A 21,147-nucleotide genomic window follows, 5' to 3' on the forward strand; every position below is an offset into this window, starting at 1 on the left:
GGCCTTCTCTTGCTCATGGTCTTGCTCCTCTTGGTTGGAAGCAAGGCTATCAATTATCCGCGTGTCCGAAAATCCGAAGCCCTCTCTTGCCATGGGCAATTGAAAGATGGGATATCGCTCGCGTGGTTCATCGCTGCGATTTGGCAAGCGGGACAACGCAGCTGGGCGGGAGCGAAACCTCCCGCCAGCGTTGAGTGAGGACCTTAAAGGCTAGAGACTGCCTGGAGAGACGACGAAATCGCGACTACTTAGCAACTTGCTTTTCGCGAAGTTCGTCAAGGGTTTTGCAGTCAATGCACAATGTGGCGGTAGGACGGGCCTCCAGCCGCTTCAACCCAATTTCAATTCCGCAGCTATCGCAGTATCCGTATTCCTCGGCGTCAATGCGCGTCATGGTCTCTTCGATCTTCTTGATGAGCTTGCGTTCTCGGTCCCGGTTGCGTAGTTCGAGCGCCATATCGGATTCCTGGCTGGCGCGATCATTCGGATCGGCGAAAATGGTCGCCTCATCCTGCATGGTGTGCACCGTGCGGTCGATTCCTTCGCTGAGCTCGCCTTTTAGCGCGAGCAGTATCTTGCGAAAGTGATCGAGCTGTTTGGGGTTCATGTAATCCTCCCCCTTTTTGGGAGAGTAGGGCTTGAATCGTGTGCGAGGTTCAGCGGCCATTTCTGGAGACGATTCGATTTTATAGGAGAAACTTTTATAGGAGAAACGTTGCTTAAATTAAAAGGGCAGCAGGGCGTTGCGAGAAAAGGGGGCTTATTAACAAAAATCCCCAGGCACTGCAAGGAACTTTTACTCCGCTCCTGCCTCATCAAGTACTTCCATCATTCATTGACCGGGAATTGGCCGAAACGGTATAGTTACGCCCCTTCGGGGTGTGACGCAGTCTGGTAGCGTGCCTGCTTTGGGAGCAGGATGTCGGAGGTTCGAATCCTCTCACCCCGACCAGCCCGTGGATTCCGTTGGTGATTCTGCCCGTAGCTCAACCGGATAGAGCATCAGCCTTCTAAGCTGAGGGTTACAGGTTCGATTCCTGTCGGGCAGGCCAAATTCGAAGGCGGCGAACATGGCGGATGGCGCAACGTCATGGCTGGTAGGAGTAATAAAGTGGTGGCTGTAGCTCAGTTGGTTAGAGCATCGGATTGTGATTCCGAGGGTCGTGGGTTCGAGCCCCATCAGCCACCCCATCTTTCGGCGCTCGCGGGAGCGCGAGTCCGGATTGTCCGTCTTCATATCTTATCTTGCACGGGAGAATGGCGGGTTGATAACGCTGCGTAAGGTCGCTCTGCGGCGTGGAGCGAAGTTGCTCTTCCGAGATGCCGATTTATCCATATATCCAGGGCACAAGATTGGGCTGACGGGCGCCAATGGATCGGGAAAGACCTCGTTGTTTGCCCTGTTGCGTGGGGAGTTGCAGCCCGATTCTGGCGGCGTGGACATTCCCAAGAGTTGGGTGATTGCACATGTGGCGCAAGAGACGCCCGCCCTGGATATGCCTGCCATCGAATACGTTCTTGACGGTGATCGCGAGTTTCGCGAGCTTGAGGCGAAAATCGCCGCGCCCGAGCATGATGACCACGCCATCGGGGATCTGCATGAGAGCTTTCGCGCCATGGATGGCTACGGAGCACGCAGCCGCGCGGCGCGAATTCTCTCTGGCCTAGGATTCGAGGACGCGCAGTTGGAAAATCCGGTGCGTTCCTTTTCCGGTGGCTGGCGAATGAGGCTCAACCTGGCGCAGGCGCTTCTGTGCCGTTCGGATTTGCTGCTCTTGGATGAGCCTACCAACCACCTGAATCTCGATGCCATTCTTTGGATCGAGCAATGGCTGCTTGCCTACCAGGGAACGATGATTCTGATTTCTCACGACCGGGATTTTCTGGATAACACGGTCGGCGCCATATGCCATATCGAGAATCAAGTCATCCAGCAGGTGCGGGGAAATTACTCTGCCTTTGAGCGCTGGCGTGCAGAGCACTTGGCTCAACAACAGGCGGCCTTCGCCAAGCAGCAACGCCAGATCGCCCATTTGCAGCAGTTCGTGGACCGGTTTCGAGCCCAGGCCACGAAAGCCAAACAAGCGCAAAGCCGTCTCAAGGCCCTGGACCGCATGGAGATAATCGCCGCGGCCCATGTGGATTCACCGTTCGATTTTCATTTCCCGGCCGCCAGTGCCATGCCCGGCGTGCTGGTGCGTATCGAAGAAGTGCGGGCGGGTTATGGCGATAGAGACGTACTTAAAAATATTCAGTTGGTCTTGCGTCCTGGTGCGCGCATTGGGCTGCTTGGCCGTAATGGAGCAGGGAAGTCGAGTTTGATCAAACTCATTGCACAAGAAATCCTCCCGCGTGGCGGCCACAGCGATTGGTCGGCCGCTTGCCGAACTGGCTACTTTGCCCAACACCAATTAGAACAGTTGGATCCGGCTGATACCGCACTCTCTCATCTTCGCCGCTTGGATCGTGGCGCCCGAGAGCAGCATTTGCGGGACTTTCTCGGAGGATTTGGCTTCCCGGGAGACATGGTGGAGCAACGCGTGCAATATTTCTCCGGAGGGGAGCGTGCTCGTTTGGTCTTGGCTAGTATCGTGTGGCGCCGCCCCAATTTGCTGTTGCTGGACGAACCCACGAACCATTTGGATATCGAAATGCGCCAAGCCCTGGTGGGAGCCCTCCAGGAGTATGAAGGAGCGTTGGTCGTGGTATCCCACGACCGGCATTTGCTACGGACTACGGCGGATGAGTTTCTGCTCATTGCGGACGAAACGGTCGCGCCCTTTCCCGGAGACTTGGACGATTACCGCGTCTGGTTGGATACGGAAAGGCGGGAGGCGAGCGCCACTAATGGCAAGAGTACGGGCAAAACGCCGCCAAATAGCTCGGATCGAAAGGCCCAACGCCGGTTGGAGGCCCAAGAACGTGAGCGTGTGGCGCAGCGCCGCCGCCCCCTGGTGCAACGCCTAAAGGCCATCGAGCAAAACCTCGAACGCCTCCATCTTCTTCGCGATGGGGTGGAAAAGCGTCTGAAGGAACCCGGCATGTACGACGCCAAGAGGCGTCTAGAACTACAAGACCTCCTGAAGGAACAGCCGAGTACCAACAAGGAATTGCAATCGGCGGAGGAGGCGTGGCTGGCGGCTCAGGCCGAATTGGAGGCCCTTGCTGAAGAGTCATGGAGTTCACTTCAATGAAACTTAATGCGCGCGAGTATCACTAAGGTGCTGACACATTACAGAGGAGCCGGCCTTGTTTAATCGAATCGTCCTTTTTCTCCTGACTAACCTCGCCATCTTGGTGGTACTGAGCATCTCCATGCGCATTCTGGGCATTGACCAGATGCTGGCACGCAGCGGTGGCGACATGGGTGGGTTGCTGGTAATGGCCGCCGTTATGGGATTCGGCGGGTCCTTCATCTCTTTGGCGATGTCCAAGTGGATCGCCAAACGGTCCACTGGAGCCCAAGTCATCGAGAGTCCGCGAAACGCCGCCGAACAGTGGTTATTGGAAACGGTACGCCGCCAGGCCCAACAAGCGGGTATCGGTATGCCCGAAGTGGCCATCTTCGATTCTCCTACCGTGAACGCGTTCGCCACCGGCATGAATCGAAACAACGCCCTGGTTGCCGTGAGTGCGGGTTTGCTCAGTAACATGACGCGCGAGGAAGCCGAAGCCGTTCTGGGCCACGAAGTCAGCCACGTAGCCAACGGCGATATGGTGACGCTCACCCTCATTCAAGGTGTGGTCAATACATTCGTCTTTTTCCTCGCGCGAGTCATTGGGAACATCGTTGACCGCGCCGTTTTTCGCAATAACGAAGGCCGTGGCATGGGCTATTGGGTCACCACCATCGTCGCCGAACTTGTTCTGGGAGTTCTGGCTTCCATCATCGTGATGTGGTTTAGCCGCATGCGTGAGTTTCGCGCCGATAAGGGGGGCGCCAGCCTTTCCACGCGACACAAAATGATCGCGGCATTGCAGCGGTTACAAGCCGTCCACGAACCCGTACCGCTTCCCTCCCAGATACAGGCCTTCGGGATTTCCGGGGCAAAAAGCTCCTCTCTCGGCCGCCTTCTCATGTCTCACCCTCCCCTGGAAGAGCGCATCGCGGCACTAAAAGCAGCAGCATAGCGCGCGCGGCTGGCGCCGGGAACCATGGAGGCCGCGAACAGGAGTGCCGTAATATAAGGCGAGCGGTTTATCCAGAGGGATCCCCATGTACGCACAACTGGTTGAGTCGGGTGCCGAGAAGCTAAGAACCGCGGATGAGATGGCGGCGGAGGAGCGCGCCTTTCAAGCGCGGATCGGCGCGGATATCAAGATCGAACCCAATGATTGGATGCCCGATGCTTACCGAAAGACATTGATCCGGCAGATTTCCCAGCATGCTCACTCCGAAGTGGTGGGCATGCTCCCCGAGGGCAACTGGATCACGCGCGCGCCCACCCTTCAACGCAAAGTGACCTTGTTGGCCAAAGTCCAAGACGAGGGCGGCCACGGGTTGTATTTGTACAGCGCGGCGGAGACGCTGGGCGTCTCGCGCGATCAGATGATGGCCGGCTTGCACAGCGGCAAGGCAAAGTATTCGAGCATCTTTAATTACCCGGCTACCAGTTGGGCAGATATAGGTGCCATCGGCTGGTTGGTCGACGGCTCGGCCATCATCAACCAAATTCCCCTGTGCCGCTGCTCCTACGGGCCCTATGCGCGGGCGATGGTGCGCATTTGCAAGGAAGAGGCCTTTCACTTGCGCCAAGGCTACGACATCATGTTGGCTCTTTGCCGTGGCACACCGGCGCAAAAACAAATGGCGCAAGATGCGCTTAATCGCTGGTGGTGGCCCTCCCTGGCCATGCACGGCCCGCCCGATACCGATTCCCCCAACAGCGCGCAATCCATGCAATGGGGGATCAAGCGCTTCTCCAATGACGAGCTACGCCAGCGCTTCATAGACCAAACCGTACCACAGGCCGGGCATTTAGGATTGACCATCCCGGACCCCGGTCTCAAATGGAACGAAGCGCGAGGGCACTACGATTACGGTCAGATCGATTGGGAAGACTTCTACAACGTCATTAGGGGCAATGGACCCTGTAATCGCGATCGCCTGCGGGCGCGAGTCAAGGCGTGGGAAGAGGGCGAATGGTTTCGCGAAGGGTTGGCGGCCTATGGCGAAAAACATGGCAAGCGGGAGATCGCATGAGCGAATTGCCCCTATGGGAAGTTTTTATCCGTAGCCAGCACGGGCTATCGCACAAGCACGTCGGTAGTTTGCATGCGTCCGATGCGCAGATGGCCCTTGCCCACGCGCGCGACGTATACACCCGGCGCAACGAGGGACTCAGCATCTGGGTGGTGAAGGCCGCGGACATTACGGCGAGCACCGCAGGCGAAAAAGAGGCATTGTTCGAACCTGCCCGCGACAAGGTTTACCGGCATCCGGCATTCTTTCCCATGCCTAAAGAGGTGAAGGGGCTGTGATTGCCCAACCCGCGAAGGCGGGGTTTGCCCTCCATATGGGCGATTGCATGCTCATTCTCGGACACCGGCTTTCGCAGTGGTGTGGTCACGCGCCAGTGCTCGAGGAAGATCTGGCGCTTGCCAACACGGCCCTGGACCTCCTTGGGCAGGCCCGCCGCTGGTTGGCCTATGCAGGAGAACTGGAGGGCAAGGGCCGCGACGAAGACGACTTTGCCTTCCAACGCGATACGCACGAGTACCGAAACTTCCTGCTCGTGGAACAAGACAATGGCAACTACGCGGATACCATAGCGCGCCAATTCTATTTCGATTTTTGGCATCAACTGCAATTGGCGGAGCTCAAGAATTCCAGCGATGAGCGTGTGGCCGCCATGGCGCGCCAAGCCCACACGGAAGTGGTTTTTCATGCCAGGCGGTCACGTGATCTGGTGATTCGGTTGGGCGATGGTACGGCCGAGAGCCACCGCCGAATGCAACAGGCGCTGGATGAATTTTGGATTTACACCGGGGAATTATTCGAAGTGGATGAAGATGATGAGGCGCTCGTTGAAAATAAGACCATCGGGGACGTGCGTGCGTTGCACGCGCCGTGGCTCAAGCAAGTCTCCGAGGCGTTGAATGAAGGGACGCTACGCCTGCCGCAAGCTGCGGGAATGCGAAGTGGCGGACGGCGCGGAGTGCACAGCGAAAGGCTAGGTTATCTGCTGGCTGAGATGCAGTTTCTGCCCAGGGCTTACCCTGGCGCGAAGTGGTAGGGACGGGTAGAGACCGGCGATGAGTGGGTTTTATTCCTTGCAAGTGGCCTCGGTGCAAAATGAAACGCGCGATGCCGTCGCCGTGAGCTTCACGGTGCCGAAATTCTTGCGAGAACAATTTCTCTTTGAGCCTGGCCAATACCTGACGCTACGCAGGGAACTTGGTGGGGAGGAACTTCGGCGCAACTATTCCATCTGCTCAGTGCCTGAGGAGGACACGATGACCGTGGCCATCAAGCGCGTGGCACAAGGCAAATTCTCGGTCTGGGCCAACGATCATTTGCATGCGGGCGAGCGCTTGGACGTCATGACACCAGCCGGGCGATTCGTGCGCGTGAAGACGGTGCCGGGAGGGAATTATCTCGCCATCGCGGCTGGAAGTGGCGTCACTCCCATCCTGTCCATCATCAAGACTACGCTGCGAGAGGAACCAACAAGCCGCTTCACCTTGGTGTATGGCAACCGAGCCGCGCATTCGGTGATGTTCCGCGAAGCTTTGGAGGACATGAAGAATAGCTATCTAACGCGGTTCTCGCTGGTCCACATCCTCTCGCGCGAACACCAGGATGTGGACATATTCAATGGACGTATCGACCTGCCTAAATGCCGGGCGCTACTCTCGCGCTGGATCGGCGTGAATGACGTGGACGCGGTGTACCTATGCGGGCCGCAATCCATGATGGATGATGCCAGTACTGCCCTGGCTGAGGCGGGCGTGGACGCGGGGCGCATTCACCGAGAATTGTTTTTCGTGGAAAGCGCTCCAGTGAGCCGCCGCATTGCAAAGCCCGAGGGTCCTCACAATGGGGAATGCACGGTGACCGTCATACAAGACGGCCGTTCGCGCGAATTCCGCATGGCGCGCGGAACCCAGACGGTTCTGCGAGCCGCTTTGGCGCAAGGCATCGAACTTCCCTGGTCTTGCCAAGGTGGAATATGTTCCACTTGCCGCTGCAAGGTGGTGGAAGGAGAAGTGGACATGGATTCCAATTTTTCCCTGGAAGACTACGAGATCGCACGCGGGTTTCGCCTGGCTTGCCAGAGCTATGCGGTAAGCGAACGCCTGACCATCGACTACGACCAACACGCCTAACCCATGAATCCCAACGAATTGGCGCAAGCGGTCGCGCGTTCTATGTACGCGCGAGATCGCGCATCTCAAAGTCTTGGCATGCGTATCTTGGAAGTGCGCGCCGGTTATGCTCGCATGAGTTTTGTGGTCACCGCGGCGATGCTAAATGGCCACCAGGTGTGTCATGGTGGTTTTATCTTTACCTTGGCAGATAGCGCCTTTGCTTTTGCTTGCAACAGCTACAACGCAAACACCGTGGCTTCGGGTGCGTGCGTGGACTTCCTGGCGCCTGGTAGGGAGGGTGATGAACTGGTGGCCGAGGCTCGGGAACAATCGCTGGCGGGCCGCACTGGAGTCTATGACGTGTGCGTGACCAACCAGCGCGGAGAGAAGGTGGCGGTATTTCGCGGGCGCTCCTACCGCATTATGGGGGAGGTCATTGCGGCAACGGAGGGGACCTGAACATGCCGGTTGGATACCCGAAGGCAGGGGATCTGGAATCCATCGAACGGGCGAGCCGCGATGAGATAGAGTCCTTGCAGCTACGCCGCCTGCACTGGACGTTGCAACACGCCTATACCAATTCGCCACACTACCGGAGCGCTTTCGATGCGGCAAAGGTGCGACCGGAGGATCTGCGTACCTTGGCCGATATCGCCCACTTCCCCTTCACCATGAAGAAGGACTTCCGCGATAACTACCCTTTCGGCATGTTCGCCGTGCCCCGGGAGCAGGTGGTGCGGGTGCATGCATCGAGTGGCACGACGGGCAAACCCACTGTCGTCGGATATACGGCGAAGGACATCGATACCTGGGCCCACCTCATGGCTCGCTCCATTCGCGCGGCCGGGGGGAGGGCAGGAGACATCGTCCACGTGGCTTACGGTTACGGCCTGTTCACCGGCGGCTTAGGGGCGCACTACGGCGCGGAACGCCTGGGGTGCACGGTAATTCCCGTATCGGGGGGAATGACGGAGCGGCAAGTTCAGCTCATCCAGGATTTCGAGCCCGATATCATCATGGTCACTCCCTCATACATGCTGAACATCATCGAGGAATTCGTGAAGCAGGGTCTGAATCCCGAGCAGTGTTCTCTCAAGGTTGGCATTTTCGGGGCGGAACCCTGGACGGAGGCCATGCGCACCGAAATCGAATCGCGCGCAGGCCTCGATGCCGTGGATATCTTTGGCCTCTCCGAGGTGCTGGGCCCGGGCGTGGCCAACGAATGCATCGAATCCAAGGACGGCCCGGTCATCTGGGAGGATCATTTCTATCCCGAGGTCATCGATCCCGCCACTGGTGCGGTGCTGCCCGATGGCCAAGAAGGCGAACTCGTGATCACCTCCCTCACCAAGGAGGCCCTGCCGGTCATTCGTTACCGGACGCGCGACTTGACGCGCTTGTTGCCGCCCACGGCGCGCTCCATGCGGCGCATCGGCAAGATCACCGGCCGCTCCGACGACATGCTGATCATCCGGGGGGTGAATATCTTCCCCACGCAGATCGAGGAACTCATCCTCAAGCAGCCGGAACTCGCCCCGCATTACCAGCTTGAGGTTACCCGAGAGGGGCATCTGGATGCCCTGATGGTCATCGTGGAGATGCAAGCGACCCTTCATGCCTCGGGCGCCCAGGCCCAGGACCAAGCCGCGCGAATGCTGCAACAGCACATCAAGAGCTACGCCGGTGTAAGCACCGAGGTGCGTTTACTTCCTCCAGGACAGGTGGAGCGCTCGGCGGGAAAAGCCAGGCGGGTCGTGGATAAGAGACTTTAGCTTCAGTCTCGGTGCCAGTGGCCGTTACCTTCTGTAAGGGCTGCGGAACCCCTCTTGTGGCTCGCTGTTGAAAGGAGGTCAGTATGGAGTTCGCAAGAGCTATCCTCACAGCTTCCCTGGGCTTGGTACTGTTCAAGGCCCACGCCCACCCGCCAGCCTTCGAGGAGTGTTTGGAGGCCAGCGAGTTTATCCTCCACGCCGCCATGTCACGCGACAACGGCATGACCCGGCAAGATTTCATGGGCCGGGTGGAGGCCGACCTCAGAGCAATCCAAGGGTTTCCCCCCGAGTACCGGTGGTTCGCCCAAGACGAGGACGACGAGCGTTTCCTGGTGCATCACTCCGCGAACGTGTTCGATGATCCGCGTACTCCGCAAATTCACCAGTCGGATTTCCTCAATGCCTGCGTCGGGCGTATGAGCTCGGAATCCACGGAGCTGGTCCCTGTACCCGCGCCGGCCGGCCCACTCACCATGGAGCGGGAGTCCCGGCTCTAGGTTTGTCAAACCCTCATCAAGGTAGGGACAACCGGGCTGGAGATATGAGAAAATACCACCCCAGGCTTTAGAGGGTGATCAAATTGTCTAGCTCAACAACTCCAGCAGAACGTCGTTTTTGTCCCTATTGCAACGGCTACAAGGAAGGCAAGTTCCGCTTGGCTGGCAACAAACGCACAACTCCGATGTGCGAGGCGTGTTACCAAGGCCGGCGCAACGGCACTTTCAGAAGTAAGAATGTCGCCAAGGACGATGCGGCCAACGCAGGTTCGGCGTCTACTTCGAGCGAAAGCGCCTAACCCGTAATAGGAGCTCTGCCCGAGGGTGGGGCTCCGGCAACGCTCCTGGGTACAGCTACTCGGCGGGCGCCTTGCAGGATTTCGGGAAAGACTTCAGCGCTTGGCTGCGCGTCAAGCCGAAGTTCACGCCCCGCAGCATTCCGGTTTCGCCCGTACGTTTATTGGTGAACTGCTTCCCCGAGTTCACCGAGAATTGAAACTCGCTCTCGATCACGTCATCGGGTTTGAGCCTCTCCGCGCTGAACTGCATGATCAACCCGTAGCCATCGGCTTTTTTGATCAGCACGTACTCGCACCTTTCCCGCTCCCAGACCACGGTCGCTTCCTCGGCGTGAGCGAGAGGTGCGCCTGCCAGCATAGCGAATAGTCCAATGACCATGGGCAACCGGGAGAATCCAGAGGAGTAAGGCATTCTTGCAATCCAGTAATTGATGGCGGCGAAGTTTACCCCGCGGCCGTCCAGGGCGTGCACCGTGCCCTTGCGCAAGTGATAGCATCCGTCTCGGATTTTCTTTCCCGAGCGCCCGATGAACGATAGCCAACGCTTTCTTCCTACCCACAGTGTCTTCGCAGCCAAGCGCTGGGAGTCTGGGCGCTTCGTGGAACGCGAGGAGTCCGTTGCGGAGGAAATTCCCGCCGCCCTCATCTACAACGGATTGCCTCACGTGGTGATGATGACCTCTCCTTCGGATCTGGAGGAGTTCGCCTTGGGCTTCAGCCTGAGCGAGGGCATTCTTCAAAACAAATCGCAGATGTACTCCGTCGCGGCCACGCCAGCAAGCGGCGGGATCGAGATCCGCATGGATATCGATCTCCTACGCTATCTGCCCTTGGAGGAACAACGGCGCAATCTCGCGGGCCGAACCGGTTGTGGGCTGTGCGGAGCGGAAACCTTCGAGCAGGCCATTCGGCATCCCGCGCCAGTCGGGGCAGGACCTCGTCTTTCGGCGGATACCGTTAACGCCGCCTTCTCGTCGGTAGCCCAATACCAAACGCTCAATGCCCGCACGGGTGCCGTGCACGCTGCCGCCTGGGCTGCCGGGGACGGGACAGTGCAATGCGTTCGCGAGGATGTCGGCCGCCACAACGCGCTGGATAAAATGATCGGCGCGATGACAAATAGAGAACAGGACTTCGCTCGCGGGTTCGCCCTGATCACCAGCCGGGCGAGTTTCGAGATGGTGCAAAAGGCGGCAAGCGTGGGGATCGCCGTTTTGGCCGCGATCTCCGCCCCCACGGCTCTTGCCATTCGCCTGGCGCAAGAAACGGGGGTCACGCTTATCGGATTTTCCCGGGCTGGGTGCTTCAACGTCTACGCGAATGCGCAACGTATAAACTCGTGAGTTCCTTTCGGGCCGGTGGTGCCTTGGCATGGTGGACCTCGGTGCCGCTTTATCTTCGCATCGCGGGCGCCCTGGTGTTAGGAGCATTGGCCGGCATCGCTCTAGGGCCAGCGGCGGCCAGTTTCGCGACACCCGCCAAGCTCATTCTGCGTTTGCTCTCGGCCATCGCACCGCCCTTGGTGCTACTGGCTATTGTGCGAGCACTGATGCAAGCGCGGCTTGCACGCGGCAGCGGACTGAGACTAGTGTGGTTGCTGGCCCTCAACACAACGGTGGCCATCACGATTGGGCTCACGGTTGCCAATGTGCTGCAACCCGGCACTCATGGCTCGCTGGCCCCCCACGAGGCCGCAGGCGGGGCCAAAGCGGCGCTCTCGCCGTTGGACCAATTCTTGGACAACATTCCACGCAGCCTGTTGGGGCCTTTTACGGACGATGGCAAAGTCATCAGCGTGATCCTGATCGCGCTCGCCCTGGGTGTTGCGCTGCGCCCGTTGCGCGGCCATTCGATCCGGACTGTGAGCGATCTGGTGGAGGTTGGATTTCAAACCGCGTTGCGAGTGCTCTACTGGATCATCGAGCTCGTACCTCTGGGCGTGTTCGGCATCATCGCGAGCATCGTGGGCACCAAGGGATTCGCGGATTTCGCCGCGCTGGGGTATTTCGTGCTGGCGGTGCTCATCGCCTTGTTGTTGCAAGCGGCCTGGTATCTGGGAAGGATTAGATGGAAGTCCTGGGCGCGGCCTCGCCACGTCATGGGGGGCATGCGAGACGCCTTGGTCATGGCGTTTTCCACCGCCAGTTCCACGGCTACCATGCCAGTGACCTATGCCTGCCTGAAGGACAAAGTGGGTCTGCGCGAACAATCGGCGAGCCTGGGATCCTTGGTGGGTGCCAATTTCAATAACGACGGCACCGCCCTATACGAAGCCATGGCGGCTTTGTTTATCGCCCAGATGCTAGGGTTGGAATTGAGTCTGGGGCAGCAAGCGCTGGTCGTGCTCACCAGCATGGTTGCGTCCGTTGGTGCGGCAGGGATTCCAGAGGCGGGGTTGGTCACCATGACATTGGTGTTCAAGGCCGTTGGATTGCCAGTGGAATACATCGCCATCCTGCTCGCGGTGGATTGGTTTCTAGACCGCTGCCGCACCACGATCAACGTCATGGGCGATGTCAACGTGAGCTGTATCCTGGACGGAAAAACTAAAATGGAATCTTCTCCATGAGCCAAGTCATGACGGTACGCGAAGCCACCATGCGCCTGCTGCGTGCCTACGGCATTCTCACCGTGTTCGGTAATCCCGGTTCCACCGAACTCAAGATGTTCAGGGAGTGGCCCAAGGACTTCCGCTATGTGCTGGGTTTGAACGAGTCCTGCTGCGTGGCCATGGCCGATGCCTTCGCGCAAGTGACGCGTAACGCGAGCTTCGTGAACCTGCATAGTGCCGCCGGAGTAGGGCACGCCATGGCGAGTATCTTCAACGCCTATCGCAACCAATCTCCGGTGATCGTGCTGGCGGGGCAACAAACCCGCGCCATGTTTCCGACGGAGCCTTTTCTGTTCTCCACGGATGCGGCCGAACTTCCCAAGCCCTACGTCAAATGGTCCGTTGAACCTTCACGCGCGCAAGACGTTCCGCAGGCCCTGGTGCGGGCTTATCACACCGCCATGCAACGCCCGCGGGGCCCGGTTTTTCTTTCAGTTCCCGAGGACGATTGGGATGTGGAATGCACATTACCGGAGATTCGGGCGGTGAACGACGAAGTGGCACCCAGTCCCGCGGCATTGCGCGAGCTGGCGGCGAATCTTGGCCAAAGCCAAAATCCCGTGATCGTCTTAGGAGCCGCGGTGGATCAAGCCGGCGCATGGAACGAGGCGACCGAACTGGCCGAGCGGTTGGAGGCACCCGTATGGGCCAGTCCGATGTCTGCGCGTTGCAGCTTTCCCGAGAACCATCGTTTGTTCGCCGGGTTTCTGCCGCCCGTGCGTAGCCAATTGCGCAGCCGATTGGAGGGTGCCGGTGCGATCCTGGTGATCGGGGCTCCCGTTTTTACCTATCACGTGCATACGGAAGGCCCCTACATCCCGCCCGGCGCCACGCTTTATCACTTGACGGAAGATCCCCAGCAAGCGGCGCGCAGCCCTGTAGGGACGAGCATCGTGTGCGCCCTGCGCGTGGGCCTGAGGCAATTGATCGAACAACTGCCACGCCGCCAGCGCCAACCCGGCAAAGGCCGCACGCGACTCCCAGCGCCACCGGCCAAGGATCCGATTCCGGGCGAATACCTCATGGCCGCCATCGCGCAAGTCATGCCGGCGGATGCAGTCGTGGTGGAAGAAGCTCCGAGCCACCGTAATGCCTTGCACGACTACTTGCCCATCACAAGCAGTGGCGGTTTCTACACCGAGGGCAGTGGTGGATTGGGTTGGGCCTTACCGGGCGCCATCGGTGTGTCGCTGGCGCAACCCGCGCGAAGGGTCATCTGCCTTGTGGGCGATGGCTCTGCTCTTTACTCCATCCAAGCGTTGTGGAATGCCGCGCAAGCGAAGCTGCCCATCACGTTCATCGTCTTCAATAACCGGGGTTATGCCGCGCTCAAGGCTTTTAGCGATGCCTTGAGGATTTCAGGCGCTCCGGGGCAAGACGTGAGCGGAATGAATTTCGTGGATATCGCACGCGGCTTCGGCGTCGAGGGCCGGGTGGTCAGCCGGGCGCAAGATGTCCTACCGGCGTTGCGTAGCGCCTTCGCGGGAAATTCGCCGGTATTGCTCGATGTCCATCTGGACACGGGTTTCAAGCCGCTCTACTGATCTCATGCGTGCCATTATTCTGACCGGGATTTTGCTGGCCGCGGTGGCGCATGCGGAGGAATTCGACCTCGCCATCAATCACGGACGTGTGATGGATCCGCAGACGGGGCTCGATGCGGTGAGGCATGTCGGCATCAAGCAAGGCGTCATTGCCGCCATCAGCGAGGTACCGCTGGCGGCAAAGGTCTTGGTGGATGCGCGGGGGTTGGTGGTGGCGCCGGGGTTCATCAATTTGCATTGGCATGGCACCGATCCGAAGAGCAATTATTACGAGGCCATGGATGGAGTCACTGCTACCTTCGAACTGGAAGTGGGTGTGGACGCCGTGGACCGTTGGTACAGCGAGCGCGAAGGCAAGATGCCCATTCACTACGGCGTGGCCGTGGGCCATGCACCGGTCCGCATGGCCGTGATGGGCGATTCCGGAGATTTCCTGCCGTCAGGCGATGCCGCTCGCAAGCCGGCGGATGCCGAGGAATTGGCATTGATCCGGCAGCGCGTCGAGAAGGGACTGCAACGCGGTGCGGTGGGCGTGGGTTTCGGTCTGGCTTATACCCCGGCTGCGTCGCACTGGGAAATTCTCGAAATGTTTCGTCTCGCGGCGCGTTACAACGCCGCCGCGTTCGTGCACATACGCGGCGCGTCGAGCGCGGGAAGTTTCGATCGCGAGCAAGGATTGCTGGAAGTCATCGCTCATAGCGCGACCAGCGGCGCGCCGGTGCACGTGGCGCATATCAATAGCAGCGGGCAGCAATCCACCGCGCGCATGCTGGACATCATTGTCGATGCGCGCCAGCGCGGGATAGACATCACAACGGAGTGCTATCCCTATACGGCGGGTGCCACGCGCATTGAATCCTTCCTGTTCGACAGTTGGATGGACAAGCCGGAGGCGGAGTACCGAAAATTGCAATGGGCGCTCAACGGCGAGCGCTTGACCCGAGAGAGTTTTCTGCGTTACCGCAAGCAAGGCGGGTTGGTGTTTATCCACGCTAACACGGAGGAGGTGATCCGCACCGCCATCGTTCATCCGCTAACCATGATCGCCAGCGATGGCTTCGATGTCACGGGACGAAGCAGCCATCCGCGTTCGGCCGGCACTTTCTCGCGCACCTTGGGACGCTATGCAAGGGACCAGGGGCTGTTACCGCTGATGGACGTTCTGCGCAAGATGACCTTGATGCCGGCGCAACGGCTGGAGGGCCGCGCCCCGCGGATGCGGCGCAAGGGACGCGTGCAGATAGGCGCCGATGCCGACATCGTGGTATTCGATGCGCAGCGCTTGACCGATCATGCCACCTTCGAGTCGCCCGCCGAATATTCGGAAGGCATGCGCCACGTTCTGGTGTCCGGAGAGTTCGTGGTACGCGAAGGACGTCTTGTGGAAAGCGCGACGCCGGGCAAAGCCGTGCGAGCGCCAGTGCGCCAATAACGCTGCACTGGCGCACGTTAAATCCCGCCTCAAGGGATTGGGAAGAGTGCCGTAGTGAGAAATAAGCCCAGGCAATTATGTCCAGGCCGTCCTCTCACAAGGAGGTTTTCATGCGCTCTTCTCTTTCCCTTGGCCTTGCCTTAGGTTTCGCGGCCTTGACGTGTCTCCCCGCGGCCGCGCCCGCGCAGGACACTCCCGAATACCGAATCGAATCCGCCGCCCAGGAGATTACGCAGCTCTATTGGCTGGCCGACACCGCTGCCCTATGCGGATGGGCAAGCGAGGAGGATTCGGCCCGTTTCAAGCACTTTTCCTTGCGATTTCTCGCCGCCCATCTGAACGATCGCGGCAAACGCGCCTTGCCCACCATGGTGTCCGATCCCCGCTATGAGTCCAGTGTGCGCCAAGCCGCCGTGGATGGCGCCTCGGAAAATTGTGGCAATTCCCGGTGGCGAACCGGTTGGACCACGTACCAAGCGGCCGCGGAAGAAAACGATACCCGCTATTAGTTACTTCGCGCGCCGTGCGGCGCCGGTGCAGTGATCTAAAATGCCTCCACCAATAATGGGGAGGAGGCACCATGAGACATTGGCTTGTGGCAGCGGGAATGCTATGGTCCGTGATGGCCAGCGCCGCACAGAGCCCCACGGGGCTTTGGCGCACCATCGACGATGAAACGGGAAAAGAGCGTTCTATCGTACGGGTCTTCGAAGTCAATGGTGAACTCCAAGGGGTAGTGGAAAAGATCATCGACCGGCCCGGTGACGATCCCGCTCATCTGTGCAAGAAGTGCGAGGGCGACCGCAAGGATAAACCGGTGATCGGCATGGCTATCCTGTGGGGCCTCAAGAAGAAGAGCGACACCGAGTACGCCGGCGGACAGATCATGGATCCCAAAAATGGCAAGATCTTCCGCTGCAAACTCAAACTCATCGAGCAAGGCAAGAAACTGGAGGTGCGAGGCTACATCGGAGTCTCTCTCATCGGCCGTTCGCAGGTCTGGTTGCGCGAGGAGTAGAAGCCTCAGTGGCCGCTAAGCGCAAGTTCTGGGGCTGGGGATTGGAGGGCGACGGCGCGAGTGCGGGGGAGATCGCCCAACTCGAAGGAGCCTACGCCAAACAGTTCGGGGTGGGGGGCTTCGAGGTGACGCCCGTGCCGCGTGCCGAGGAGATCGTCCTGCGGCCTTCGCGCTTATCGCCGCCCGAGAGTTTGCGTTCCGCGTGTTCCACCGATCGGTACGAGCGCTTATTGCACAGCTACGGCCGCTCTTTCTTCGATAGCGCGCGCATATTCTCGCGGGAGTTTTCCAATCCGCCGGACGTCATCGCTTTTCCTCGAACGGAAGCTGAGCTGACTGGCATGCTGGATTGGTGCGACTCGAATAATGCCGTCGTGATTCCATGGGGCGGGGGCTCCAGCGTGGTGGCGGGGGTCGAGCCACCCAAGACCGATCGCCCCGTGGTGACCATCGATCTGCAACACTTCAATCGCGTGCTGGAAATCGACCGCCAATCGCACGCCGCGCGCATTCAAGGCGGGACCTACGGCCCCGCGCTGGAATCGCAACTCAATCCCAGCGGCTTGACGCTGAGACATTTCCCGCAGTCCTTCGAGTATTCCACTCTGGGCGGCTGGATCGCTACCCGTGGAGGCGGGCATTACGCCACGCTCTACACGCACATCGACGAATTCGTGGAGAGCCTGCGCGTGGTCACGCCGCGCGGCGTGTGCGAGTCCTTTCGCTTGCCCGGTTCGGGGGCAGGACCTAGCCCAGACCGGATGTTCATTGGTTCCGAAGGAACGCTTGGCATCATCACCGAAGCGTGGATGCGATTGAGGCCCAGGCCCATTTACCGCGCGGGTACGAGTGTTCGCTTCAAGGACTTCCGTCGAGCCGCGCAATGCGTGCGCGCCATCAGCCAGTCTCATCTCTATCCCGCCAACACACGGTTGCTCGATGCCACGGAAGCCCACGTCAATGGTGCGGGCGATGGGACGCACAGCGTGATCGTGCTGAACTTCGAATCCGCCGACCGGCCGCAGGAGAGCAATCTAGCGCGCGCGTTGGAGATCGTTCGAGAGCACGCGGGCGAGCATGCTGAAACCGTGGGGGAGGGCGGGCAACGCCAAGGTGCCGCCGGTCAATGGCGCGACGCCTTTCTTCGCATGCCGTACTTTCGCGAGGCGCTCACGGCGCGCGGCATCATCGTCGAGACCTTCGAGACGGCTATCACTTGGGACCGGTTCCCCGAGTTTCACCGCAAGATCATGGCGGAAACCGAGCGCGTCATTGAAGAGGTGACGGGCCGCAAAGGCATCGTCAGTTGCCGCTTCACCCATGTATACCCCGATGGGCCGGCTCCCTATTTCACCTACCATGCCTTGGGCGACAAACGCCGATTGGTGGAGCAGTGCTGGGCCATCAAGAGCGCGACGGCGGATTTGTTGAACGCCCTGGGTGGCACCATCACCCACCATCACGCGGTGGGGCGCGATCACCGGCGCTGGTATGATAAGCAGCGGCCCGCGCTGTTCGCGGATGCATTGCGGGCGGCCAAGAAGTCGCTGGATCCTTCTGGAATGATGAATCCTGGAGTCCTGGTCGATCCGCTCCCGTAGCTTCGCAACACCGGCACTTACCGTTCTAGCGATCTTGTTCGCCTGGGGTGGTGTTATTTTCGGCAGTTTTCAGTACGACGATTTTCCCAACATCCTCACCGATCACGCGATCGGCGGGTGGTGGTGCCCTACTTGAGCGCCTCGCTATTGGCATTCGCCCGCTTACCCGGCTAAGTTATGTCTTGGACCATGCGTTGTGGGGCCGGAAGGCGTGGGGATGGTTACTCACGAACTTGCTGCTGCATCTCGTAACGACCTATGGCATTTGGCGTCTGGCGGTGGGGTGTGGGGCGGCAACCGACATGGCGTCATGGGCCGCGATACTCTTCGCGTTGCAACCAGCCCACGGAATGACGGTGGCCTACGTGAGCGGGCGTTCAGCGGGGATGATGACATCGCTCCTGGTAGGTTCACTCCTCGCGTTCGGCACCTATCAAGTGGAGCGCAAGAAGCGCTATCTCTTGTGCTCGCTGCTGCTATTCACCTTTGCGTGCTGCGCAAAAGAGATGGCCCTGATATTTCCAGCCTTGCTGGCGCTATGGGTTTTCACGCGATCACGGGCAGGGCTGGCGAAGCGCAGTGAGCTAACGTCCATCATACCTTTCGCACTGGTTGCCGCTACGTTATTGGCCGCCGCCTTTAGTAATCCTCGTTACCGGGGCCTGCTTGAGTTCTCCCTGAACTTGCGCACACCTTTGGAGTCGCTCGTGCATAACGCCGCCGCCTTGCCCGTGACGCTTTCTCTGCTAGCGAGGCCGTGGTCGCTCGCCGCGGAGCATTCCGCGCGTCTGGGGCCATACGCCGTGAGCGCGGGGGCGATCTTCATTCTGGCCTGGATTGGCGTCGCTTGCTGGGCTTCGCGCAAACGCCATTGGCTCATGTTCGGAATGCTTTGGCCTGTCATCGCACTACTGCCGGCGCATTCCTTCATCGCCAAGGCAGATTCGGTCAGCGAGACTTCTCTTTACCTCGCTTGGGTGGGTCCGAGCATCGCCCTTGGGATGGGCTCGCGCGCTTGGTGCTCCACCAAAAGCTGCCGAACGGTGATGAGCGGAGCGGCAGTTCTTCTAGTGGCCGTTTGCGGTTGGCGCACCATCGTATGGGGCGATCAGGTTCTCCTGTGGCGCGAGGCGGTCACCGAGGCGCCGTTATCGGCCCGTGCGTGGAACAACCTGGGATTGGCCTACATGGGGCGGAATAATTCGAACGCGGCAATGCACGCTTTCGAAACGGCGCTCAAACTAGACCCCGGTAATGCGCGAGCGATTCGAAATCTCGGCGTCCTGGAAATAGTGAAGTGAATGCTCTGTGGAGGAGTGAGATATGAATAAGATACTGGGTGGCGCTGTTCTCGTCTTAGCATTGGTCACTACACCGGCGTTCTCACTGGACGAACCGCGCAAATGCACTTGCCAAGACCTTCCGGCCTTAGTGGAGGAGATCATCGTCCAGGAGTTTCTGCGCGATCTATTCAAGAAGTGGTCGGACTATATGCCGAGGAGTATCCAGCAAACGTCCGATTTACAGACCCAAGCGAAGGTTGAAGTGGATAAGAAGTTCAACCCCAATAAGGCAGAGCAAGGGAATGGATCTCAAGATGGCGCCAACGCCGCCTTGGGCACGGACATTGGCAGCGACAAGTGCGGCATAAAGCAATACCAATATGACAAGAAGGGCCGGCCCATCAACAAGAACGGAGAACCTGTCGTCCTGGATTCGGAGGCCAACATGGGGCCCGATGGCAAGCCAAAGAGAAAAATTCCCAAGGACAATGAGCGCTGGGCCAAACCAATCACCGAAAAGGAATACCTCAATAAGCCACCCAGCGAGTGCGATGCGCTCGTGCGCGCACCCTGGATCCACGAGAATGTGCATCAAGACAAATGCACGGAGCTGGTTGGTAATGGGCAAACGCAGAAGTGGGAAAGCACCAGTTTTTTCGCCGGCAATGACGCAGCCGCATACAAGGCGGGTGCCGATTACTTGCGGCAAGTCACCAAGAAACTCGCACTTGACGAATGCAATTGGGAAGGATCCACGGGAGAACGCGCCGTTCCCACGCCCAAGCGTGCCAAGGAACTGGAGAGGGACGCAGCGAAAATTACCAAGGATCGCGCAAAGGGTAGCAAGAAGAAAGCGGGCGCGGGCAAAAAGGAGAGCGCCAATGTCATCGTGGGAGTGGAAATCGATACCTCTCACATGGAGGAATTGTTGGGCCGCTGGAATTCGGAGTGCGCCGATGAAAGCGCGGACGGATGCGGCGCCCTGGGTGCGAGCATCGAAGTAGGTTTGGTCAGTCTATTGCCGGCATTGCAGCCCCAGGTGGGTTTGGACCGGAGGGCCATTTTCGAGGCCGCCCATGCGCAATCGCCCCAGTTGAAGCGTCTTGCCATGGGAATGTTGTACAACGCCCAATCATCCGAGGAGATCGAGTTCGCGTTACAGGCGGCGGAGCATCCCTCGCCAGCGGTTCGTGAAGCCGCCAGGAAATTGCTGCATAGCGCGGACGATCCGCGTTGGAAAGAGATCGAGCGCTGGTGGAAGAGCCCAGGGGGCACGGGCCGAAACGGCCTTGGCGGCGGACTCGTACCAGATCTTGATCCGAAGCCAGAATATTTTGGCGTCGAAACGTTACAAGGCTTGCGCCACTGGCCCCATGGCATCAGCGCGGACCGCGTGATGTTCACTACGCCGGAGCCAATGGATAAAGTCGTGGAGCGCTTGGCCAAGGGCAAGAACATCATGGCTAACGCGAGTGACCTGCGGCAGGATGCCAAGAGCTTTGAACAAACGATGATGACCATGCAAACAGAAATGATGGCGGCGGCTCAGGCTGGCGATATGCAGAAAATCAATCAGATCACCGAGAAGTTGATGGCGATGCAGCAGAAGCTGATGGTGGCCGATCCCGCGGCGATGAATTCGGAGGAAGGGGCCACGGGTATGGTGTTGGAGAAAGATCCAAGGACCTGGTTAGCGTCTAGCGTGGCCCGGGTAAGGCGCGATGAGGAGTCGGGGCAGACTATTGTGATATTCGAGCGCACACAAGTGCGTTAGGGAGA

General features: G+C 59.3%; 20 protein-coding genes and 3 tRNA genes. 21 read left to right on the forward strand and 2 right to left on the reverse strand.

Annotation, left to right across the window (positions count from 1 at the left end):
- Positions 1–244: 244 nt before the first annotated feature.
- Positions 245–667, reverse strand: a complete 423-nt coding sequence (dksA, locus tag EXR36_01005) for an RNA polymerase-binding protein DksA (GenBank protein MSQ58259.1) — start codon at positions 665–667, stop codon at positions 245–247.
- 208 nt (positions 668–875) lie between these two features.
- Between dksA and EXR36_01010 the strand changes: the two genes are divergently transcribed.
- The 12 genes from EXR36_01010 to EXR36_01065 all read left to right on the forward strand — a co-directional run bounded on the left by EXR36_01010 (position 876) and on the right by EXR36_01065 (position 9,580).
- A tRNA-Pro gene (locus EXR36_01010) sits at positions 876–952 on the forward strand.
- Between the two features lie 23 nt (positions 953–975).
- A tRNA-Arg gene (locus EXR36_01015) sits at positions 976–1,052 on the forward strand.
- A gap of 62 nt (positions 1,053–1,114) precedes the next feature.
- Positions 1,115–1,191, forward strand: a tRNA-His gene (locus EXR36_01020).
- The gene (locus EXR36_01025; GenBank protein MSQ58260.1) at positions 1,164–3,194 is read left to right on the forward strand and encodes an ATP-binding cassette domain-containing protein; all 2,031 of its coding nucleotides are present in this window, start codon (positions 1,164–1,166) and stop codon (positions 3,192–3,194) included. Before EXR36_01020 ends, EXR36_01025 begins: the two co-directional genes overlap by 28 nt.
- A gap of 55 nt (positions 3,195–3,249) precedes the next feature.
- Positions 3,250–4,131 carry a protease HtpX gene (htpX, locus tag EXR36_01030; GenBank protein MSQ58261.1) on the forward strand — a complete coding sequence of 294 codons (882 nt, stop codon included), beginning with the start codon at positions 3,250–3,252 and terminating at the stop codon, positions 4,129–4,131.
- An 85-nt stretch (positions 4,132–4,216) separates the two neighbouring features.
- Entirely contained in the window at positions 4,217–5,203 is a 987-nt protein-coding gene (locus EXR36_01035; GenBank protein MSQ58262.1) for a 1,2-phenylacetyl-CoA epoxidase subunit A, read from the forward strand.
- Entirely contained in the window at positions 5,200–5,481 is a 282-nt protein-coding gene (locus tag EXR36_01040) for a 1,2-phenylacetyl-CoA epoxidase subunit B (GenBank protein MSQ58263.1), read from the forward strand. The genes EXR36_01035 and EXR36_01040 overlap by 4 nt, the downstream gene beginning before the upstream one ends.
- A 35-nt stretch (positions 5,482–5,516) precedes the next feature.
- Positions 5,517–6,236: a phenylacetate-CoA oxygenase subunit PaaI gene (gene paaI, locus EXR36_01045; GenBank protein MSQ58264.1), complete on the forward strand. Its 720-nt coding sequence runs from the start codon at positions 5,517–5,519 to the stop codon at positions 6,234–6,236.
- Between the two features lie 19 nt (positions 6,237–6,255).
- On the forward strand, positions 6,256–7,329 hold the full coding sequence (gene paaK, locus EXR36_01050) for a phenylacetate-CoA oxygenase/reductase subunit PaaK (GenBank protein MSQ58265.1): 1,074 nt from the start codon (positions 6,256–6,258) through the stop codon (positions 7,327–7,329).
- 3 nt (positions 7,330–7,332) lie between these two features.
- Positions 7,333–7,770 carry a hydroxyphenylacetyl-CoA thioesterase PaaI gene (gene paaI, locus EXR36_01055; GenBank protein ID MSQ58266.1) on the forward strand — a complete coding sequence of 146 codons (438 nt, stop codon included), beginning with the start codon at positions 7,333–7,335 and terminating at the stop codon, positions 7,768–7,770.
- A gap of 2 nt (positions 7,771–7,772) precedes the next feature.
- On the forward strand, positions 7,773–9,083 hold the full coding sequence (paaF, locus tag EXR36_01060) for a phenylacetate--CoA ligase (protein MSQ58267.1): 1,311 nt from the start codon (positions 7,773–7,775) through the stop codon (positions 9,081–9,083).
- Between the two features lie 83 nt (positions 9,084–9,166).
- The gene (locus EXR36_01065) at positions 9,167–9,580 is read left to right on the forward strand and encodes a hypothetical protein (GenBank protein ID MSQ58268.1); all 414 of its coding nucleotides are present in this window, start codon (positions 9,167–9,169) and stop codon (positions 9,578–9,580) included.
- A 354-nt stretch (positions 9,581–9,934) separates the two neighbouring features.
- Here the strand turns inward: EXR36_01065 and EXR36_01070 are convergent, their stop codons facing one another.
- Positions 9,935–10,366, reverse strand: a complete 432-nt coding sequence (locus tag EXR36_01070) for a hypothetical protein (protein ID MSQ58269.1) — start codon at positions 10,364–10,366, stop codon at positions 9,935–9,937.
- Positions 10,367–10,406: 40 nt separating this feature from the next.
- Here EXR36_01070 and fdhD point away from each other — a divergent pair, with 40 nt between their 5' ends.
- The 9 genes from fdhD to EXR36_01115 all read left to right on the forward strand — a co-directional run bounded on the left by fdhD (position 10,407) and on the right by EXR36_01115 (position 21,142).
- The gene (fdhD, locus tag EXR36_01075; protein MSQ58270.1) at positions 10,407–11,222 is read left to right on the forward strand and encodes a formate dehydrogenase accessory sulfurtransferase FdhD; all 816 of its coding nucleotides are present in this window, start codon (positions 10,407–10,409) and stop codon (positions 11,220–11,222) included.
- On the forward strand, positions 11,219–12,448 hold the full coding sequence (locus EXR36_01080; GenBank protein ID MSQ58271.1) for a dicarboxylate/amino acid:cation symporter: 1,230 nt from the start codon (positions 11,219–11,221) through the stop codon (positions 12,446–12,448). Before fdhD ends, EXR36_01080 begins: the two co-directional genes overlap by 4 nt.
- Positions 12,445–14,034, forward strand: a complete 1,590-nt coding sequence (locus tag EXR36_01085) for a benzoylformate decarboxylase (protein ID MSQ58272.1) — start codon at positions 12,445–12,447, stop codon at positions 14,032–14,034. The genes EXR36_01080 and EXR36_01085 overlap by 4 nt, the downstream gene beginning before the upstream one ends.
- Positions 13,997–15,466, forward strand: a complete 1,470-nt coding sequence (locus EXR36_01090) for a D-glutamate deacylase (protein MSQ58273.1) — start codon at positions 13,997–13,999, stop codon at positions 15,464–15,466. The genes EXR36_01085 and EXR36_01090 overlap by 38 nt, the downstream gene beginning before the upstream one ends.
- 110 nt (positions 15,467–15,576) lie before the next feature.
- On the forward strand, positions 15,577–15,975 hold the full coding sequence (locus EXR36_01095) for a hypothetical protein (protein ID MSQ58274.1): 399 nt from the start codon (positions 15,577–15,579) through the stop codon (positions 15,973–15,975).
- Between the two features lie 71 nt (positions 15,976–16,046).
- The gene (locus tag EXR36_01100; protein ID MSQ58275.1) at positions 16,047–16,484 is read left to right on the forward strand and encodes a DUF2147 domain-containing protein; all 438 of its coding nucleotides are present in this window, start codon (positions 16,047–16,049) and stop codon (positions 16,482–16,484) included.
- Between the two features lie 8 nt (positions 16,485–16,492).
- The gene (locus EXR36_01105; protein MSQ58276.1) at positions 16,493–18,085 is read left to right on the forward strand and encodes an FAD-binding oxidoreductase; all 1,593 of its coding nucleotides are present in this window, start codon (positions 16,493–16,495) and stop codon (positions 18,083–18,085) included.
- A gap of 182 nt (positions 18,086–18,267) precedes the next feature.
- Positions 18,268–19,386: a tetratricopeptide repeat protein gene (locus tag EXR36_01110; GenBank protein ID MSQ58277.1), complete on the forward strand. Its 1,119-nt coding sequence runs from the start codon at positions 18,268–18,270 to the stop codon at positions 19,384–19,386.
- Between the two features lie 22 nt (positions 19,387–19,408).
- Positions 19,409–21,142: a hypothetical protein gene (locus EXR36_01115; GenBank protein ID MSQ58278.1), complete on the forward strand. Its 1,734-nt coding sequence runs from the start codon at positions 19,409–19,411 to the stop codon at positions 21,140–21,142.
- The last annotated feature ends 5 nt before the right edge of the window (positions 21,143–21,147 follow it).

This window comes from Betaproteobacteria bacterium (assembly GCA_009693245.1).
In the GTDB taxonomy this organism is placed as follows: Bacteria; Pseudomonadota; Gammaproteobacteria; order Burkholderiales; family SHXO01; genus SHXO01.

Bases quoted from the DNA above. Each gene is read 5' to 3' on its own strand.
- dksA (MSQ58259.1), bottom strand. From the start codon at position 667: ATGGCCGCTGAACCTCGCACACGATTCAAGCCCTACTCTCCCAAAAAG.
- EXR36_01035 (MSQ58262.1), top strand. From the start codon at position 4,217: ATGTACGCACAACTGGTTGAGTCGGGTGCCGAGAAGCTAAGAACCGCG.
- EXR36_01040 (MSQ58263.1), top strand. From the start codon at position 5,200: ATGAGCGAATTGCCCCTATGGGAAGTTTTTATCCGTAGCCAGCACGGG.
- paaI (MSQ58264.1), top strand. From the start codon at position 5,517: ATGGGCGATTGCATGCTCATTCTCGGACACCGGCTTTCGCAGTGGTGT.
- paaK (MSQ58265.1), top strand. From the start codon at position 6,256: ATGAGTGGGTTTTATTCCTTGCAAGTGGCCTCGGTGCAAAATGAAACG.
- paaI (MSQ58266.1), top strand. From the start codon at position 7,333: ATGAATCCCAACGAATTGGCGCAAGCGGTCGCGCGTTCTATGTACGCG.
- paaF (MSQ58267.1), top strand. From the start codon at position 7,773: ATGCCGGTTGGATACCCGAAGGCAGGGGATCTGGAATCCATCGAACGG.
- EXR36_01065 (MSQ58268.1), top strand. From the start codon at position 9,167: ATGGAGTTCGCAAGAGCTATCCTCACAGCTTCCCTGGGCTTGGTACTG.
- fdhD (MSQ58270.1), top strand. From the start codon at position 10,407: ATGAACGATAGCCAACGCTTTCTTCCTACCCACAGTGTCTTCGCAGCC.
- EXR36_01085 (MSQ58272.1), top strand. From the start codon at position 12,445: ATGAGCCAAGTCATGACGGTACGCGAAGCCACCATGCGCCTGCTGCGT.
- EXR36_01090 (MSQ58273.1), top strand. From the start codon at position 13,997: ATGTCCATCTGGACACGGGTTTCAAGCCGCTCTACTGATCTCATGCGT.
- EXR36_01095 (MSQ58274.1), top strand. From the start codon at position 15,577: ATGCGCTCTTCTCTTTCCCTTGGCCTTGCCTTAGGTTTCGCGGCCTTG.
- EXR36_01100 (MSQ58275.1), top strand. From the start codon at position 16,047: ATGAGACATTGGCTTGTGGCAGCGGGAATGCTATGGTCCGTGATGGCC.
- EXR36_01115 (MSQ58278.1), top strand. From the start codon at position 19,409: ATGAATAAGATACTGGGTGGCGCTGTTCTCGTCTTAGCATTGGTCACT.